Origin of the sequence: Devosia sp. WQ 349K1 (assembly GCF_016595685.1) — a bacterium.
GTDB lineage: Bacteria > Pseudomonadota > Alphaproteobacteria > Rhizobiales > Devosiaceae > Devosia.
Genome location: NZ_JAENGO010000010.1, coordinates 55,816 through 73,338, shown reverse-complemented (window position 1 = coordinate 73,338; position 17,523 = coordinate 55,816). Strand labels below are relative to the sequence as shown.

At 55.8% G+C, this 17,523-nt stretch carries 18 protein-coding genes and 1 rRNA gene; 11 read left to right on the top strand and 8 right to left on the bottom strand.

Going from position 1 to position 17,523, the window contains the following annotated elements; all coding sequences use genetic code 11:
- Positions 1–111: ribosomal RNA gene (rrf, locus tag JHL21_RS17490) — 5S ribosomal RNA — on the top strand; the annotation flags it as partial.
- A gap of 421 nt (positions 112–532) precedes the next feature.
- Here rrf and JHL21_RS17485 read toward each other — a convergent pair.
- The 4 genes from JHL21_RS17485 to JHL21_RS17470 all read right to left on the bottom strand — a co-directional run bounded on the left by JHL21_RS17485 (position 533) and on the right by JHL21_RS17470 (position 2,859).
- Positions 533–1,150: an HAD family phosphatase gene (locus JHL21_RS17485; RefSeq protein ID WP_200214970.1), complete on the bottom strand. Its 618-nt coding sequence runs from the start codon at positions 1,148–1,150 to the stop codon at positions 533–535.
- A 64-nt stretch (positions 1,151–1,214) separates the two neighbouring features.
- Complete coding sequence (locus JHL21_RS17480; RefSeq protein WP_200214969.1) at positions 1,215–1,778, bottom strand: TadE/TadG family type IV pilus assembly protein; 564 nt, start codon at positions 1,776–1,778, stop codon at positions 1,215–1,217.
- Positions 1,778–2,317, bottom strand: coding sequence for a TadE/TadG family type IV pilus assembly protein (locus JHL21_RS17475; RefSeq protein ID WP_200214967.1), 540 nt, complete (start codon positions 2,315–2,317; stop codon positions 1,778–1,780). The genes JHL21_RS17480 and JHL21_RS17475 overlap by 1 nt, the downstream gene beginning before the upstream one ends.
- Before the next feature lie 98 nt (positions 2,318–2,415).
- Positions 2,416–2,859 carry a pilus assembly protein N-terminal domain-containing protein gene (locus JHL21_RS17470; RefSeq protein ID WP_200214966.1) on the bottom strand — a complete coding sequence of 148 codons (444 nt, stop codon included), beginning with the start codon at positions 2,857–2,859 and terminating at the stop codon, positions 2,416–2,418.
- A gap of 362 nt (positions 2,860–3,221) precedes the next feature.
- Between JHL21_RS17470 and JHL21_RS17465 the strand changes: the two genes are divergently transcribed.
- The 8 genes from JHL21_RS17465 to JHL21_RS17430 all read left to right on the top strand — a co-directional run bounded on the left by JHL21_RS17465 (position 3,222) and on the right by JHL21_RS17430 (position 11,345).
- The gene (locus JHL21_RS17465) at positions 3,222–3,392 is read left to right on the top strand and encodes a Flp family type IVb pilin (RefSeq protein ID WP_200214964.1); all 171 of its coding nucleotides are present in this window, start codon (positions 3,222–3,224) and stop codon (positions 3,390–3,392) included.
- Positions 3,393–3,460: 68 nt separating this feature from the next.
- Positions 3,461–3,964, top strand: a complete 504-nt coding sequence (locus tag JHL21_RS17460) for a prepilin peptidase (protein ID WP_254082112.1) — start codon at positions 3,461–3,463, stop codon at positions 3,962–3,964.
- Positions 3,965–4,155: 191 nt separating this feature from the next.
- Positions 4,156–5,067: a Flp pilus assembly protein CpaB gene (gene cpaB / locus JHL21_RS17455; protein ID WP_200214963.1), complete on the top strand. Its 912-nt coding sequence runs from the start codon at positions 4,156–4,158 to the stop codon at positions 5,065–5,067.
- 13 nt (positions 5,068–5,080) lie between these two features.
- A complete protein-coding gene (locus tag JHL21_RS17450; RefSeq protein ID WP_200214961.1) occupies positions 5,081–6,514 on the top strand; it encodes a type II and III secretion system protein family protein in 1,434 nt (477 codons plus the stop codon).
- Positions 6,515–6,536: 22 nt separating this feature from the next.
- On the top strand, positions 6,537–7,817 hold the full coding sequence (locus JHL21_RS17445; RefSeq protein ID WP_200214959.1) for an AAA family ATPase: 1,281 nt from the start codon (positions 6,537–6,539) through the stop codon (positions 7,815–7,817).
- 30 nt (positions 7,818–7,847) lie between these two features.
- Positions 7,848–9,341 (top strand): CpaF family protein, encoded by a 1,494-nt coding sequence (locus JHL21_RS17440; protein ID WP_200214958.1) that lies wholly within the window; start codon positions 7,848–7,850, stop codon positions 9,339–9,341.
- Between the two features lie 3 nt (positions 9,342–9,344).
- Positions 9,345–10,322: a type II secretion system F family protein gene (locus JHL21_RS17435; protein WP_200214956.1), complete on the top strand. Its 978-nt coding sequence runs from the start codon at positions 9,345–9,347 to the stop codon at positions 10,320–10,322.
- 9 nt (positions 10,323–10,331) lie between these two features.
- Positions 10,332–11,345 carry a type II secretion system F family protein gene (locus JHL21_RS17430; RefSeq protein WP_169196604.1) on the top strand — a complete coding sequence of 338 codons (1,014 nt, stop codon included), beginning with the start codon at positions 10,332–10,334 and terminating at the stop codon, positions 11,343–11,345.
- A gap of 9 nt (positions 11,346–11,354) precedes the next feature.
- On the opposite strand, the gene JHL21_RS17425 is transcribed toward JHL21_RS17430, so the two are convergent.
- Entirely contained in the window at positions 11,355–12,119 is a 765-nt protein-coding gene (locus JHL21_RS17425) for a tetratricopeptide repeat protein (RefSeq protein ID WP_200214954.1), read from the bottom strand.
- Between the two features lie 289 nt (positions 12,120–12,408).
- Between JHL21_RS17425 and JHL21_RS17420 the strand changes: the two genes are divergently transcribed.
- The gene (locus tag JHL21_RS17420) at positions 12,409–13,758 is read left to right on the top strand and encodes a M17 family metallopeptidase (protein WP_200214953.1); all 1,350 of its coding nucleotides are present in this window, start codon (positions 12,409–12,411) and stop codon (positions 13,756–13,758) included.
- Positions 13,759–13,769: 11 nt separating this feature from the next.
- On the opposite strand, the gene JHL21_RS17415 is transcribed toward JHL21_RS17420, so the two are convergent.
- The 3 genes from JHL21_RS17415 to JHL21_RS17405 form a co-directional block, all read right to left on the bottom strand.
- Positions 13,770–14,435 carry a YqaA family protein gene (locus JHL21_RS17415; protein WP_169196607.1) on the bottom strand — a complete coding sequence of 222 codons (666 nt, stop codon included), beginning with the start codon at positions 14,433–14,435 and terminating at the stop codon, positions 13,770–13,772.
- Between the two features lie 69 nt (positions 14,436–14,504).
- A complete protein-coding gene (locus JHL21_RS17410; protein ID WP_200214951.1) occupies positions 14,505–15,443 on the bottom strand; it encodes a glyoxylate/hydroxypyruvate reductase A in 939 nt (312 codons plus the stop codon).
- A gap of 78 nt (positions 15,444–15,521) precedes the next feature.
- Positions 15,522–16,331, bottom strand: coding sequence for a cytochrome c family protein (locus JHL21_RS17405; protein WP_200214948.1), 810 nt, complete (start codon positions 16,329–16,331; stop codon positions 15,522–15,524).
- A gap of 258 nt (positions 16,332–16,589) precedes the next feature.
- On the opposite strand from JHL21_RS17405, the gene JHL21_RS17400 reads away from it, so the two are divergent.
- Entirely contained in the window at positions 16,590–17,417 is an 828-nt protein-coding gene (locus tag JHL21_RS17400) for a prephenate dehydratase (RefSeq protein WP_169196610.1), read from the top strand.
- The last annotated feature ends 106 nt before the right edge of the window (positions 17,418–17,523 follow it).

Below are 17,523 nucleotides of genomic sequence, written 5' to 3'. Positions count from 1 at the left end.
TGGTTCTTGCGAGGAGCCCAAGACCCGATCCCATCCCGAACTCGACCGTCAAATTCCTCCGCGCCAATGGTACTAAGTCTCAAGACTTGGGAGAGTAGGTCACTGCAAGGTCTGCCAAAAACATAAATTCTCTTCACGATCATCAAAACCAAATACAAAAAGCCCCGCTCAACAGCGGGGCTTTTTGCGTTTGCCACGTAGTGGCACGTACTAATCTGTGTTCTCTCATGCGGCCGGCGGAAGGCCCCCTCACCCGACGCTGCGCGTCGACCTCCCCCCGAAGGAGAGGTAAGAAGGAGCCGAGCGTTATCCACCAGTCTACCCCCACCCTCATTCCCTCCCCGCAAGGGGGCGGGAGGCAGAGCGGTTTGTGCTGCGGGATAAGTGGCATTAAGGCCTGGCTACGCCAGAGGACCGTCCTAGCTGTGCGGAGAGGTCAGAACTCTAGGCCAACGGAGGAGGTGGGAAGCGACTTGGGTGCTGCGTGGGACAAGGGAAAAGCCCCGCGCAACAGTGTACGCGGAGCTGAATTTCAGGCCTTAAGAGGCAGTCCTAGGGCGATCAGTTCCGCCCGCAATTGGGCAGGGTCCTTGAAATGGATGCCCTTCATGCCGAACTTGCGTGCGGCAACAATATTGGGTTCGCTATCGTCGATGAAAACGCAGCTGTCTGGGGCCAGAGCATAACGATCGCAGAAGGTGCGGTAGATGCGCGGATCGGGTTTGACGAGTCTTTCGAGCCCAGAGACGACAACGCCATCGAACTTTTCGAGGAACGGCCATTCACCCAAGCATGTCATCCACTTCTCCCAAGAGAAGTTGGTAATGGCAAAGGTTGGGACGTCCTGTTCAATCAGCTCGTTGTGAATGTCGATAGTGCCCTGAATGAAGGGACCAAAGGTTTCTTTCCAACGCGTGTCGAACGCCTGAATTTCGCGCCAGTATTTTGGAAAGCGAGTAACGAGCTTGGCGACGCCTTCAGAATATTTTTCGCCGGCGTCGAACTCCAAGTTCCAATCGCTGGTGCAGATTGTCTGGTGGAACCACTGCGCGTCTTCTTCAGTCTCAAAGAGCTTGCGGAACAGATACATAGGGTTCCAGTCGACGAATACGCCGCCCAGATCGAATACGGGAATAATGTGGTCGTCCATGATCGCTTAGCTTTAAGGAATGGTCTCTGCTTCTGCCATGCAGCGTTGCATAGGGCAAGCAAGGCTAAGGAGAGACGATCACACCTGTGGTGGTGCGTGGAAGGTGATAGCTGGTACGGTGCAGTTGTACCGTCTGATCGACAACGACAGCAAAGCTCGGGCTGTATTCATAACTGGCTTCAGCGACGATGACGACACGGCCAAGAGCGAGATCCGTCATCTCTTTCGGTAGTTCTATTGTTAAACCTTCTGCGGGCACGATTTGTTCGTCGCTATACTGCCTAGACCATTTGATCACAGCCTCTCCGGCAGCTGACACTTCAACGCCGGCAATTGTCTGAACGACCGTGGTGCTGTCGTAGGGATGCATAATGCCACTGGCCGCTTGGAAATAGTCTTCCAAAGTGCCCTGAGAGAGCGTGCCATTGGTACGGGCTACAAGATCACCGAGAGCACTGGCGGCAGTTTGGACTTTGCGGTCCAAAATGATGAGTGTGCTGCCCTCGACTGAGCCCAGATAGAGGACGAGCATGATCGGCATCGCGAGCGCAAATTCAACAGCGGCAACGCCGTTCTCGTTCGATAAGGTTTTGGCGACGAGAGAGCGGAGCTTGGAGCGCGCGCGCATCAGAATGGCTCGTTCATAAAGACGAAGGTCGAGCCAATGAGGCGCGTCCCATCCGCAAGGTTAGCGATGCTCAAAGGGCCAAGGGGGATCGGAACGGGATAGCGGAAGTAGGCTTGTACCATGACAACGCTGGACGCCCCGCCTGGGGCCCAAGTTTCTGGCGTGGTCCAATCGCACTCGGCTGGGCAGGTGATGTCGACGGGTATTGTTGGAGCGGTGCTTTTAAAGGTCTGGATCGTATCGACGCGCAGATGCATGTCCTGACAATCGCCGAAGAGACCATAAAGGCGGTCACATATCTGCTTCTTATATTCGGCTGTGCCCTGTTTTTGCGCGTCGCCAATGCGCACATAGCGCGATGCGTCGATGACCGCGCTTTCGAGGACTTGGCTGGAAATGAAGACCAAGGAGGTTTGTAAGATGGCCGCGATGAGCCCAAAGAAAGGAATCGCCAGCAGAGCAAACTCCACGGCGGTTGCGCCCCGCGTGTCGCGGAGTGCCGCATAGAGTAGCTTGCGCCTTAAGCTGGCTCGCACCATTGAAGGGATGTCCTGAATTTGTCCCTGAGCAGGGTAGACTGCAGAACGCTAACGAGCCTTTCTGCATATTTGCGCAAATTTGAAGAAAACGAGACCGTTCAGTTGGCCGCTGATTGGACCAACTGCGCCGAGGCCAGTGCTTGCCCGGAGAAGTTGGCATCGTCGCCCATCATGACGACAGGTTGACACACCGGGGCGCAGGACAGGCTGGTGCGATTGAGGCCCTGATAAACTGTCATTACCCCGGCCTGCAATTGTGTGACCTCTACAAGAGTGTCCGCAATCGGTTCGCCCATTGCGTCCAAAATGATGAGATTGGTTTGACCGTAGCTTTTACCGGTGAGAACCAAAGTTTGAGGATCTTGGATCGTCACGTCTGCAACGCCGGGATTGCCAACGATGACTGTTGCGGCTGGTGCATTGATGCGCAGAACGCGCGCCATATTTGCTTGTACCGTAATGGGAGTCGCGTCTTGGGCCATGATTGGGAATGGAATGCTCACGGCAATGATAAGCAGTGTAGTTGCGAGTGTGCGGGGCATTCCACCAAATCCTGAAGTTACTGCGGCAGGATTGAATCTGGGCGAGAATGGTAAATACAAGGCAAATTTGTCGGAAAATTTATAGTAAGGAACAGGTGTGTCGAATAGATCGCGTTCTTATGGGGAATTCTGTCCTGTAAAAATTGTTCTGATTCTATCGCCTTGTGTGCGGTGTTGGTGAAAAGCACGGCGATTGTGTTAACTAGAAAAACACCAAGACTACATGAGTGCATTCGTAAGTTGTTGCTGCCTAATGAGGATTAACTCTCTTTCAACTTGGTGCGGGTAGTTTGTAGTCATGTTCAACCTGTGCTCGTCCCGACGTGGAGAGCACGCCATGATCGCCGATGAGGAGCTTGGGTATGAAGATTTTTGCACGTTTTGCTAAGGACGAGTCCGGCGCAACCGCTATTGAATACGGCCTGATTGCGGCGCTTGTGGCCGTAGGGATCATTGCCGGTGCTTCCTTGCTTGGGAACAATCTGGGTGCGCTGTTCAATAATATTGGCGCTGAGTTGGACGTGGACTTTTAATTAAGAAACCAAGAATAATTTCAAAAGGGAGGCTTGCCTCCCTTTTAGTTTTTGCGGGCGCTTGTAAGTTGTCTCACATCGCTATTATCTACTTTCCGGCGCTCATGTTTTTTGCCGCTATTTCGGATCTGTTCACAATGCGGATCCCCAATTGGCTTGTTTTGGCCGTAGGGCTTGCATTCTTCCCCGCTGCGATCATCGTCCAAATGCCCTGGGAGGCGATTGGCCTTCACGTGCTGTGCGCCTTTGCGGTCTTGGTCGTGGCCTTTGGTCTATTTGCTCTGAACGTGATTGGTGGTGGTGATGCTAAGTTTGCCGCCGCGACTGTACTGTGGTTGGGCGCCGGACAAGTGCTGCCATATCTGGTGTACGCTAGTGTATTTGGTGGCGTCCTAACGATACTAATATTACTCTTGAGATCACTCCCGCTTGAGGTGTGGATCACACGGTTTGAATGGCTGAGTCGATTGCACAACCGGAAGAATGGGGTGCCTTATGGTATTGCATTGGCAATTGCCGCAGTTTTTGTTTACCCCGAAACTTTGATCTACAATCTCTTAGTCCAAAGCTGAAATTGATCAATATCTTTCTGGACTTGGCGTAGTTGGGCTGCGTTCATCTGGATGTGATATAGAGGTGTGATTTTGAAGTATCTCAGATCGTTAACCTTAGTAATCAAGGTCTAATTAACCAAGTTTTGACCCTTTTATTTCATGGTCTACAAAGGAAGCTGGCCTTAGCCCGCTGAGCCTTTGGGGGGGTCATGAGACCGGCGCGTATCATTCTCATTGCTGTCGCGTTGATTGCCGGTGGCCTCGCCGCCATCTTGGTCACCCGTGGCGGCAGTACACCCGAGCCATCTGCGCCTCAGGCAGTTGCGCCTCAAGTTGTTCCCGAAGCAAAGGCGCAGGTGCTTGTCGCAAGCCGTGGGATCGGCGTGGGGGAGCGCCTGCTCTCCGAGAGCACGCAATGGCAGGATTGGCCCGAACAGGCGCTGCGACCCGAGTTTGTGACCATGGCGGCCATGCCGGAGGCACAGACCGAACTCATCGGTGCAATCGCGCGATTTGAACTCTTCCCGGGTGAGCCCATTCGCGAAGCCAAATTGGTTCGATCTGATAGCGGTTATCTGTCGGCTGTACTGGCACCGGGAAAGCGCGGCGTTTCGGTGGCGGTTTCTCCTGTGTCGAGCGCCGGCGGCTTTGTCGTGCCGAATGATCATGTCGACGTTGTGCTCACCACCCCGACCGACCTTGGGCAACAGTCTGAACTGATCCTTTCCGATGTGCGCGTTTTGGCTATTGGCACGCGCCTTGGCGAGATGGGGCAGTCTGGGGGCAGTGAAGACCCCAATAACACCACCCCGCCCACGACCTTCGTGTCAGACACTATTGCTACCTTAGAGCTGGACCCGGGACAGGCAGAAACGCTGATAAATTCTTCGACCCGCGGCCAGTTAAGCCTGACCCTAAGATCGGTCGCTGACTTTAATCGGGCCGATGAGCAACGCTTTGGATCCAACCAGCCTGTTCGCCTGATCCGTTACGGGCGCGAACAGAGCGTTGTAACCAGTGCGGGGCAAGTGGCGCCCGTCCCAGCTGGCACCGCTTATGACTCCGCCAGCCTGCCAGTGGTTCAAACTGGTCCCGCCGCTCCGCAAGTTTTGCCGCAGTGAGAGTTCGAGAGTGATGAAAACGGCCAACACAAATCGATCATTGTCCGGTAGAGCGGCGACACTGGCCTTCGGGCTGGGTGTCGCGATGTTGTCGGCAACGGCCCTGTCGCCTGCTCAAGCGCAGTCACAGGCGCAAATTGCCATTCAACCCAGCGCCTATGGCGCCGTCCGCCCTTTAAGCATCGAACGCAACAAATCTCTGATCGTCGACTTACCTGCTGGTGTGGCAGAGGTCGTGGTCTCGCAGCCCGAGATTGCTGCCGCGATTATGCGCACTAGAACCAGAGCCATTGTTCAGGGCATGTCCTCGGGCAAGACCAATATCTTCTTCCTTGATGATGCCGGACGGACCATCCAGGTGCTCGACATTGCGATCAACGAGGCCGAGTCGGCGGTTGGAGCTGCGCTTCAAACAGCGCTGGCGCGTGTCTTGCCACACTCCAATATTCGCGTGGAATCCGTTCCCGGTCTCGATGGGTCCAGCCGTGTCGTCCTGACGGGCAATGTTCGTTCGGGTGAAGATCGTGAACGGGCCACCGCTGTGGCCACTCAATTCGCTGGCTCTGCAGATAACGTCGCCAATATTCTGGACGTGGCGGGGGCTCAGCAGGTGATGCTGCAGGTCACGGTGTCCGAAGTTAAGCGCGATGTGGCCAAGCAATTCGGCATAAACTTTGGCGCTGCCTTTAATGTCGGAACCGCCAACCTCCTGCAATTTGCGACCACTCTGGTGGACAGCGATATTCCACACGGAATGAATGCGAGGTTCAGTGACAACGGCAATACGATCTTAGGGGCTATCCGGGCTCTTGAGGATAAGGGCGCACTCAGAGTTCTGGCGCAGCCGACGCTAACGGCCATCTCAGGCGAAGAAGCCAAGTTCCTCGCTGGCGGCGAACTGCCATATTACACCTATGATCCGGAAGATGGCGACGACGGCGGCAACAGATTGCGGCGGACGGTCGTATTTAAGCCTTATGGTGTCGAGCTGTCTTTCGAGCCTGTCGTAAAATCCAATGGGGTGATCGGGCTCAAAGTCGATACTTCGGTGTCTGAACCGCAAGCGGATTTCTCGCTCACCAGGCGACAGGCATCCACCTCGGTTGAATTGCCCAGCGGCATGACGCTCGCCATCGGCGGCCTTCTGCAAGAGAGCACGAGCCAGAACATCAAACAGTTCCCGCTCTTGGGTGATATTCCTATCCTCGGCGCGCTGTTCCGGTCCCGTGAGTACCAGACGCAACAGACCGAATTGGTGATTTTGGTCACTCCTTACCTCGTCAACGCAGCTCCGGCGGGCACTCTTGAGGTGCCAACCGATAAGTTTGCCATGAGCGGTGATGCTGAGGCGATCTTCCTCGGTCGTATTGAACATCAATACGGGGTCGGATCGACGGGTGAGTTCCGAGGCGGTTTCAGCGGCAATGTTGGCTTCGTTCTCGATTGAGTAGGATTGAGGAGCAGTGCGTATGAGTTTCCTGACGCCGGATAAAGCAAAGACTGAAGACGTGGCGGCAGAGATCGCAACTGGGGCTCGGCTTGTGCCGCGCATCACGGTACAGGCATTTTGCGAGAACACGCAGACAGCACAGCTGGTCGAAGCCGTTCTACAAGATCGACGCATGTCTAAAGTTGCGCTGACCACGCACAATGGTGGCGTTGAAGGGGCAATCGAGACTTACAAGTCGAACCCGACGCCAAATTTGATCATCGTGGAATCGACCCTTACCCCTGGCGCGATCGTTGCGGCATTGGGGCGCCTGTCTGAGGTGTGTGACGCGGCAACACGGGTCATCGTACTCGGGCACGTCAATGACGTGCTCTTGTATCGTGAGCTGATCCGCAACGGCATTTCGGAATATGTGGTTCTGCCCGCCAGCCCACAGGAACTGGTCGCGGCCATTACCGAGATCTATGTTGCAGAGGGCGCGGCGCCCATTGGACGCACGATTGGCTTTGTTTCCGCCAAGGGCGGGGCCGGGAGTTCAACGGTCGCGCATAACGTCGCCTGGGCAATCGCCTCCTCGCTCCGTCAAGATTGCCTCGTTATCGATATGGATTTGCCGTTTGGCACGGCAGGGCTGAATTTCAACCAAGATCCGCCCCATGGTTTGGGAGATGCGATGTTGGCCAGCCAAAAGGTCGATCAAACCATGCTTGATCGCCTGATGAGCAAGGCGGCCAACCACATCAGCCTGCTCGCTTCTCCAGCATCGCTTGATCAGACTTGGGATTTCGGTGAGCGCGATTTCGAGCAGGTCATCGAGATCTGTCAGAAATCGGTGCCCGTGATCATCTTGGATATTCCGCATGTGTGGAATAGCTGGACACGACAGACGCTGGCGTCGGTTGACGAAGTCGTGGTCGTGGCGGAGCCCGATCTGGCTAATTTGCGCAACGCCAAGAATTTGTCCGATGCGATCAAGATCATGCGCCCAACAGAGGCAGCACCCAAGTTGGTGATGAACAAAGTTGGCATTCCCAAGCGTCCAGAGATCAATCCGAACGAGTTCGCGACGTCGGTGGAATGTTCGCTGATCGGGCAGATCGGCTTTGATGCGCATCTGTTTGGCACAGCGGCCAACAATGGCCAGATGATCGCGGAAGTACAAGCATCCAACAAGATCAACGACATCTACCGTAGCATCGGCTTTCAGGTGACTGGTCGCGCTGTGGGGCAGGCAGCGGGGAAGGGCGGGGCACTGCTCAACCTGTCGACCCTGTCCACCCTGTTCAAAAAGCGCGCCTAAGGCAGGCTTCGGCGTTAGGAAGTATGAGACATGTTTGGCAAGCGAACGACATTTGGCGGCAATACGCCCGGAGTTTCTGAGCTCCCGCGTCCAATCGCCAGCCCGCCACCGGGAGCGGTGTCGTCCCCTGCGCAACGTCGCCAGCCCGACGCAGACAGCTCTGCCAGCCGTGCCAAAAATACGGACGATGTTATCGACGTCAAAGCGCAGGCTGAAAACCCGCGTGCCAAAGAATACTTCTCGACCAAGTCAGCGATCTTTAATGCGCTGATCGACTCGATCGATCTAAGCCAGTTGGCGACGATGGAGAACCAGTCGGCGCGCGAAGAAATTCGCGACATCGTCTCCGAAATCATCGCGCTGAAATCCATCGCGATGTCGATTGCCGAGCAGGAAGATCTGCTTGAAGACATTTGCAACGACGTGCTGGGTTATGGCCCGCTCGAGCCGCTGCTCGCGCGCGACGACATTGCCGATATCATGGTGAATGGCTCGCAGCGCTGCTACATCGAAGTCGGCGGCAAGGTCCGGCTGACAAACGTGCGCTTCCGCGATGATGCGCATTTGATGAATGTCTGCCAGCGTATCGTGTCGCAGGTCGGTCGTCGTGTCGATGAAGGCTCGCCAATTTGCGATGCGCGTTTGCCTGACGGATCACGTGTGAACGTTATTGCGCCGCCTCTTGCCATTGACGGCGCGGCGCTGACCATTCGTAAATTCAAGAAGGACAAGCTGACGCTTCAGCAGCTCGTCAAATACGGCTCGATATCGTCTGAAGGCGCGGAAGTGCTGCGTATCCTAGGCAGGGTGCGCGCCAATATCTTGATTTCAGGCGGCACGGGTTCGGGAAAGACGACGCTGCTCAACTGTCTGACAGCATTCATCGAAAAAGATGAGCGGGTCATCACCTGCGAAGACTCTGCGGAATTGCAGCTCCAGCAACCACACGTTGTTCGGCTTGAAACGCGCCCTCCAAACTTGGAGGGGGAAGGCGAGATCACTATGCGTGATCTCATCAAGAACTGTCTGCGTATGCGCCCTGAACGCATCATCGTGGGCGAAGTGCGCGGTCCGGAATCATTCGATCTCCTGCAAGCAATGAACACGGGCCACGATGGCTCCATGGGCACGCTCCACGCCAACTCGCCTAGAGAGGCGCTTTCGCGTTTGGAATCGATGATCACCATGGGTGGTTATTCGCTGCCGAGCCGTACCATTCGCGAAATGATCGTGTCTTCGATCGACGTGATCGTGCAGGCCGCGCGACTGCGCGATGGTTCGCGCCGCATCACCCACATTACCGAAGTGCTGGGCATGGAAGGGGATGTGATCGTGACACAGGACATCGTCGTCTATGACATCATGGGCGAAGACGCGAGCGGCATGCTCCTCGGGCGTCATCACTCGACCGGTATTACCAAGCCTCAGTTCACCGAACGCGCACGCTATTTCAACGAAGAGGCTAACCTCGTGGAAGCCTTGGAGGCGTCCAATATTGAGCACCGCGAAATGGCGAGTAAGTAAAATATGACCACAAGCTTACTGCTCATCATTTTGTTCGTTGTTGCTGCCGGCGCAGTGGCCTTGGCGTTTGTCCCCGCGGCAGCGGGTGGCCAGCGCGCAAAGCAGCGCCTCAAGGTCTATCAAGGTGATGTCTCCATCAATCGGCGCGTTGCCGGGGAGAGCCGTGTCCGCGACAATCGGCGTAAAACGGTGCAGCAGGCGCTCAAGGCGCAGCAGGATGAGCTTAAAGCCAACCGTCGCTTGACCATTCCCGCCATGTTGTTTCAGGCGGGAATGACCACGACACCCGCTGCCTATATTCGCAACTCGATTATCTTCGGTGTTGTTCTTTTTGGGCTTTTGGTGGTGGCGCAGGTGCCGTTTTATTTTGCGGCCATCATTGCTGCCGCGGGTGGGTATCTGGGCCCGCGCTTTTACGTCATGCGTAAGCGCCGCAAGTATCAAGATCGGTTCCTGGACGAATTACCCAATGCCATTGAAGCGATTGTCCGTGGCGTTAAAACGGGTCTGCCGCTCAACGATACAGTGCGTGTTGTCGCCAAGGACACCAAGGAACCAGTTCGCTCTGAGTTCGGCCGCATTTTGGATCAGCAGGCTTTCGGCTTTTCGATGCAAGAGTCCATTCAGATCTTGTTGGAGCGCGTGCCTCTGCCTGAGGTGAACTTCTTCGTTGTGGTTATCACCGTGCAGCAACAGTCTGGCGGTAACCTTTCAGAAGCCCTGAGCAATTTGGCGCGAGTTCTGCGCAACCGCAAAAAGATGAAAGCCAAGGTCAAGGCAATGTCGTCTGAAGCCAAGGCATCGGCGGCGATTATCGGCGCACTACCCATTGTTGTGGCCGTTCTGATCTCCGTTGTGTCACCAGCCTATCTAGCCCCACTTTTCACGACACCCGTTGGCAATGTGTGTTTGGCCATTGCCGTGTTCATGCTGAGCGCTGGCGTTTTTGTCATGCACCGCATGGTTCAGTTCGAGATCTAGGGGGTAGCCGTGGACATCATCGCGCTTGTAACCCAACGCGAGTTTTTGATTGCGGCCCTTGCTGCCATCTCGGCGACGGCTGCGGTGTTTACCTTTGGGTCCAGTCTTCTGGTCAAGCAGGAGCTCAAAGGACGCATTCAGCGCGTGGCACTGGAGCGCGAGAAAATGCGGGCCCAGGAGATGTCTCGGTTGCGTGGGAGCTCTGCGGCAGTAGCCGACCGAAGTTCGATCCGCCGCGATGACAATACCAAGGCCTATATGCGCAAGGCCGTCGACAGGTTTGATCTCCGGAAAGCCTTCCAGGACGAAAATACGCTCGACCAGCTGTCCATGGCTGGACTGCGTGGTCCGGCCGAGTTGACCAAATATCTCTTCGTGCGGTTCACGACACCGGTTGCCGTATTGCTGTTTGCGATCTTCTACTTAGTCGTCGTAGCGCCTGGTGATCGACCCATGTATCTGAGCCTCGCCTACTCCGTAGCGATTGGGGTCGTTGGCGCCTACTTGCCGGTGCTCTTGTTGAAAAACAAAATCCAGAAGCGCCAAGCCTCTATCCGTCGCGCATGGCCAGATGTGTTGGACCTGATGCTGTTGTGCGTTGAGGCTGGCATGTCTATGGAGCACGCCATAAAGCGCGTTGCCAAGGAAATCGGCGGTCAGTCACCGCAGCTTGCTGAGGAACTGACGCTAACCAATGCCGAGCTGTCATTTCTGGAAGATCGCTCACGTGCGTATGAGAACCTCGGCCGACGCACAGGGCTCGATAACGTTAGGGCGGTCATGACTGCACTCATTCAGGCCGATCGCTACGGCACCTCTGTAGGTCAGGCTTTGCGAGTCATGGCTGAAGAAGGGCGTGAAGCGCGTATGATGGAAGCGGAAAAGAAGGCAGCCGCATTGCCGCCGAAACTAACCGTGCCGCTCATCCTCTTCCTGCTGCCCGTATTGTTTATCGTGGTCCTGTCGCCAGCAATGATCAAAGTCTTCACTGGCAGCGTCGCAAGCACGGTCGGCGGCGGCTAATCGAGGGCCTTAATCCTTGAGCAGGTCCCAACGGTTTTGCTGGGTCAGCAGCGCTCTGATGTAAGCCATGTTGGATTCCACTTGATCAGGCGGAAGTTCGGCGGCGTAGATTTTGCGCGCCTCATCAAAGCGTCCCTGTAGGCCGAAGACCAATGCCAAGTTTTGACGGGTCTGTGTCGATGCCCCTTGCATGCTGACGGCTTTGCGCAAGTGCTGCTCGGCCAGGCTCAGTTCATTGGTCATCGCATAGGATAGGCCAAGATTTGTTTCGATCGAGGCTTCGTTCGGTGCCAGAGCTGCGGCCTGCGTATAAATGCGCCGTGCTTCGCTGTTCCGCCCCATCTGATCCAAGGTCGCGCCTTTGACCAACAGTGCGCTCCAATCTGGAGCGTCCGGACGCAGAACATTGTCTATGACGTTGAGAGATTGCTCAAACCGCCCGGCAGCCGTCAGGGCTTTGGCATAGGCAATGGAAATCGGAACGTCCTTGGGGTGTGCGGCAAGGGTTGTCTCTAAGGCCGCCATGGCCTGTTCCGGCTGGCCGAGTGCGCGCAGATGGGTGGCGTATTGAATTGTATTGTTGCGGTCGCGCGGGTTGGACTTATAACGCGCAGTCAGTTGCTCAAGCGTCGGTTGTTTTTGACTGGCCGCAAATGGCCCTGTGCCCGAACCATTGTAATTTCTCGAACTGGTACAGCCCGATAGCGTCACAGCCGTCAAACCAACAGCCAAAACACAATGCATCCAAAATCTATCGTATTTTACCCGAGGCATGGTTTCCTCCGGGATATGATCCCTTGTTTGGCAATAGATCATTAACCCTAATATTGGGTTAAACCTATAATGTTGCTATGAATTGCAACGGGAGCGGAGAGGTCTGTTTGTGTGCTCCATCATTCTGTTTTGACTCAGCGCGTTTGTTTTCCCAGTTAGGGGGGGCAATAGCCCTTTTTTGTTCGGGAATTAGGTCGTTCGCGCCGTTGCCAGAAAACTATTTCCGGAGTTGGATGGTGCCAGAACCCCGTTCGGGGCTAGAACACGCCAAAATAATCTGGAGAGTCTGATGGCCAAGACTTCGGCTACACCGGTCATTGCAATTGTTGACGGCGCTTTAGACGATGCCGCGCTTACCGATGTCCAGCGCAAATGGGCGCAGGCGCACGGTTTTTCCGGCCAGACCGGAAAGCTGCTGGCAGTTCCCGATGCGCATGGCGATATCACCGCATGGCTTTTGGGCATGGGGCCGAGCGAAAGCCTCAATCCTTTTACGGTTGGTCTGGCTGGAAGCAATCTGCCCGAGGGCACTTATGCGCTGGAAGGGCAGTATGGCGACGCCACACAGGCGGCCACAGCGTTTAAGCTGGGTGCTTATCGCTTTGATCGTTACCGCGACGCCAAACCGAGCCCGCAGCTCGAGATGCCTGAAGATGCCGATGCTGATGAGGTTGATTTCCTCTCCCAAGGCGCCTTCCTCGCTCGCGATCTCATCAATACGCCCGCCAATGATCTTGGCCCGGATGCCTTGGACCAAGCGATTAGGGACTTCGCGCGTCGCAATGGCATGAAGGTTACGGCCACTGTGGGTGATGACTTGCTGGGCGCAAATCTGCCACTGATCCATGCCGTGGGTCGAGCGAACGCTCAGGCCCCACGCTTGCTTGACCTCAGCTGGGGCGACGAAAGTCATCCGAAGGTAACGCTGGTTGGTAAGGGCGTCACCTTTGATACCGGCGGTCTGGATATCAAGCCCGCTGCAGGCATGTTGATGATGAAGAAGGATATGGGCGGCGCTGCCAATATTCTTGGCCTTGCCCATGCCGTGGTGAATGCGGAACTCCCAGTGCGCCTCCGCGTGTTGATCCCGATTGTCGAAAATTCAATCGCGGGCAATTCGTTTAGACCTGGAGACGTTATCCGCTCGCGGGCCGGTTTGACTGTTGAGATTGGCAATACCGACGCGGAAGGTCGTTTGATCTTGGCCGACGCACTGGCATTGGCGGATGAGGAAGCGCCTGATCTCCTCGTCGACATGGCGACGTTGACGGGGGCTGCGCGCATAGCGCTCGGGCCAGAACTGCCGGCGACCTATAGCTCTGATCCTAGCCTTGCCTATGCCATGGCGGATATTGGTCCGAAGGTCGAGGACCCCGTGTGGCCGCTGCCGCTATGGGCGAACTATGGAAGCCAGCTCAACTCCAAAATTGCCGATATGAACAACACCGGCGCAGGCGGATTTGGCGGGTCGATTATCGCCGCACTGTTCCTGCAGCGTTTCGTCAAAAACGCTAGCGCGTGGGTGCATATGGACATTTTTGCTTGGGCACCGGAATTGCGTCCGGGGCGCCCGGTCGGGGCAACCGACCAAGGCATTCGCGTGCTCTATGCACTGCTGAAGCAACGCTACGGGGCTTAACGCCCCGTAGTTTAGTTGGTGATCAGGTCGATACCTGTGGTTTCTTCGATGGCGGCATCGGCAATCTCGGTGCCTGCCTTCGGGAACAGGAGTGGCGCCATAGCAAAGCCCACCACGACCAAGGCAACCATGCCGATCCCTGCCCACTTCTTGTGTTTCTCGATGAACTCGCCAGCGATTGGGCCGAAGAAATAGAAGAGACCGCATGGCACGAAGTAGCGCAGTCCGCGACCGATGATGCCGTAGATCACAAAGGTCCAGAGATCGAGACCGGCCACGCCACTGGTGATGGTGATGACCTTATAAGGAATCGGAGACAGCGCTCCGATCAGGATCATCAGGGGGCCGTTGTCATTAAAGCTTTGACGCAGCGCGCCAAAGCCATCGGCGGCGCCGTAGAAATCGATAATGGCGCGACCAATGCTATCAAACAGGAAATAGCCAATCGCATAGCCTGCAAGGCCTCCAGCAACGGAAGCGACCGTGCAAATAGCGGCGAGACGCCAGGCGCGCAGACGATCTGCAATGATCATGGGGGCCAGCATAATCTCTGGGAATACTGGAATAATCATCGCTTCGAGGAAGCACAGTGCTGCCAGAATGGGTTCTGCAAATCGGTGTTTGGTCGCCGTTTTAAGGCGATCATAAAAACTCACTTTGGCTGCAGTTTCGGACATTGAGCCTCCAAGAAATTGTTGTGACTATGCTGACCGTTAATAGAAAAAAGCGCTAGTACAAAAATGGGATCAGTACCCACGTTTGCGGTCGACGACGTTGCGGAGGGGCAGCCCGTTCCGATGGTCGTTTATCATCTGCGTAAAATAGCGAACCCCACTCCGTTCATCTGAGATCGCAGCGATGTGAGGTGTGATGTAGCAGTTTGGCGCGACCCACAGAGCGCTTTGCTCTGGCAGGGGCTCGACTTCAAAGACGTCGAGGCTCGCTGCACCCAGAACTCCAGATTGTAACGCGTTCACAATGTCGGCTTCTCGCTGATGCCCACCACGCGCCGCGTTGACGATGGCAGGGCCGCCCTGCAGCGTGCCCTTGCGCAGCTTGCCAAAGGTCTCGGCGTTGAGAATGCCGGTTGTTTCAGGGGTGAGCGGCAGTAGGTTGACCAGAATGTCGGTATTGGCCAGGAAGGCGTCAAACTGCTCAGCCCCGACATAGCTCTCGACGCCCTCGATGTGCTTTGCTGACCGGCTCCAACTTGAAACCTTAAAGCCGAGCGGGAGCAGGCGCTTGGCGGCGTCTTGTCCGAGCACACCCATGCCCATGATGCCCACGTGTGTTTCGTGGGAGGCAGGCGGATAATATTGTGCCCAGCGACGCGCTTTTTGATCGGCGGCGAAACGGCTGAACTGCCGATGATGCATGGTGACATGGGCAACGACATAATCGCTCATACGCTGGCTGAGGTCGTTGTCGACAAAGCGCACGATGGGGGCGTCAGGCAAATCAGGATGCTTGAGCAGTGCATCGACGCCAGCGCCGAGGGAGAGGACTGCGCGAAGTTCGGTCAGACCTTCGAAAGCGTCGGCCTTGGGCTTCCAAACGAAGATGTAGTGTACCTCCTTGGGGTTGAAATCATCCCCAAGGCGCACAACTGGATAATCGCCTAGCGCTGTTTGAAACGCCTTGGCCCAGCTTGCTTCATCAACGTCCGATAGGTGTAGCAGCAGCATTCCATGTCTCCCTCAAAACACAAAAAAGCCGCGCCTTGTTGAGGGCGCGGCTTCAAAGATTCTAGATCAGTCGCAATCTTAGTTGCTGGTAGCAGGCGCCTGCTCAGCAGGAGTGCCTTCAACCTGAGTTTCTGTCTCAGTGGTGGTCGGGGTTTCGACAACCGGAGCAGCTTCAACAACTGGTGCGTCTTCAGCAGCAGGGGCAACAACTACAGCAGGCGTTGCGGTGCCTTCAGTTGCTGGCGCAACTTCGGCCGCTGGTGCTTCTTCAGCCACTGGTGCGGCTTCTTCTGCGGCTGGCGCAGCGTCTGCAGCAGGAGCAGCTTCTTCAGCGCCGCCTTCAGCAACTGGGAATGGAGCTGGATTTGCAGACAGGGTCTGCAGGTATGCCATGATGTCAGCGCGTTCTTCAGCGGACTTTACGCCAGCGAAAGCCATCTTGGTGCCTGGAGCGTAGCCCTTCGGGTTCGCCAAGAACGCATCCATGTTCTCATAGGACCAGACCAGGCCATCGTTATGATGCTGGGTCATGATGTCCGAATAGGCGAAGCCGTCGGCATGTGCCTGTGGACCACCCATGATGTCATAGAGGTATGGGCCCTGCTTGTTTGGTTCGCCTTCAGCGAAGTTATGGCAAGACTGGCACTTGCGAACCGCGGTCGCGCCACGGTCAGCCGAAGCGCTGGCCAGCAGAACAGCGACTGGAACAGCCTGTTCAACTTCGCCGCCAGCCGCAGCATCGGCAACTTCTGGTTCGGGCAGGTTGTAACCTGGCCCGTTGTTTTCGATCGGTGCATACACGGACTCGGCAAGGAAGCCGACTGCCATGATGAACAACAGGGTGCCGAGGACGGCGCCGAAAATCTTGTTTAGCTCAAACGAATTCATTTGGTCTCTCTGCCGGTCCATCCCCGGGGACAATTCCGGGCCAGCCCATTAGATACTCCATTTTGGAGAATCTGCCTCAACGGCCAGCCCAACGCGCGCGGAACATAGTATCAAGACCTGCTGCCGTGCAACAGGCCAATCCTTTGGTGCGACAATTCCCCCACGCAGAGGAAGGTTGCACGCATCTCTATACTGTCATTGACACACTCAAGCCTCCGCGTCAAAACCGCCCGGCCTGCCAATTAAACGGATATCCCCATGACAAAGAAGATTGCCTTCCAAGGCGAAAATGGCGCCTTCAGCCACGCTGCGTCGGCTAATTTCTTTCCAGGAGAGGAATATCTGGGCTGTGTGACCTTCGAGGACACGCTCAATGCGGTCCAATCCGGTAAGGCAGATTATGCTGTCGTTCCGGTTGAAAACTCACTTTATGGCCGTATTACCGACATTCACCACCTGCTTCCGCTGAGTGGTCTGCACATTATTGGTGAGACCTATCTGCGCATTGAGATGAACCTGTTGGGTGTGCGCGGGTCCACCCTTGCTGACGTGAAAGCCGTTCAGTCGCTCTCCGTTGCGCTTGGTCAGTGCCGCAAATTTATTTCTGACCATGGCTTCCGCACGATTAATGCGGTCGATACGGCGGGCTCTGCACGCGAGATTGCGCAAAAGGGCGATAAGTCCGTGGCCGCGATTGCTTCGCGTTTTGCCGCCGAGACCTATGGTCTGGATGTGATCGCGAGCAATATTGAAGACGCTGAACATAACACGACGCGCTTCCTCGTGCTGTCGCCGACCGAAAAGCTGGCGCCGAACGAAGGCAAGGTGAAAACCACCTTTATCTTCCGTGTGCGCAACGTACCGGCGGCCCTCTATAAGGCCATGGGTGGATTTGCCACCAATGGCGTCAACATGACCAAGCTCGAGAGCTATATGGTCGGTGGGAATTTCCAGGCGACCCAGTTCTATGCCGACATCGAAGGCCATCCAGATGATCCTTCGGTTCAGCTCGCCCTTGAAGAACTCAACTTCTTTACCGACAAGTTCCGCATCTTGGGCGTCTATCCACAGGCTGAGCCGCGCTAAGTCGCGCTCTCCTGATTTGTCTTTGAAAATCCCCGCGTTTGCGGGGATTTTTGTTTCAATAAGGACGTCACGGGCTTGTATTGCCGTTGACACCTTCTTCCCCCCG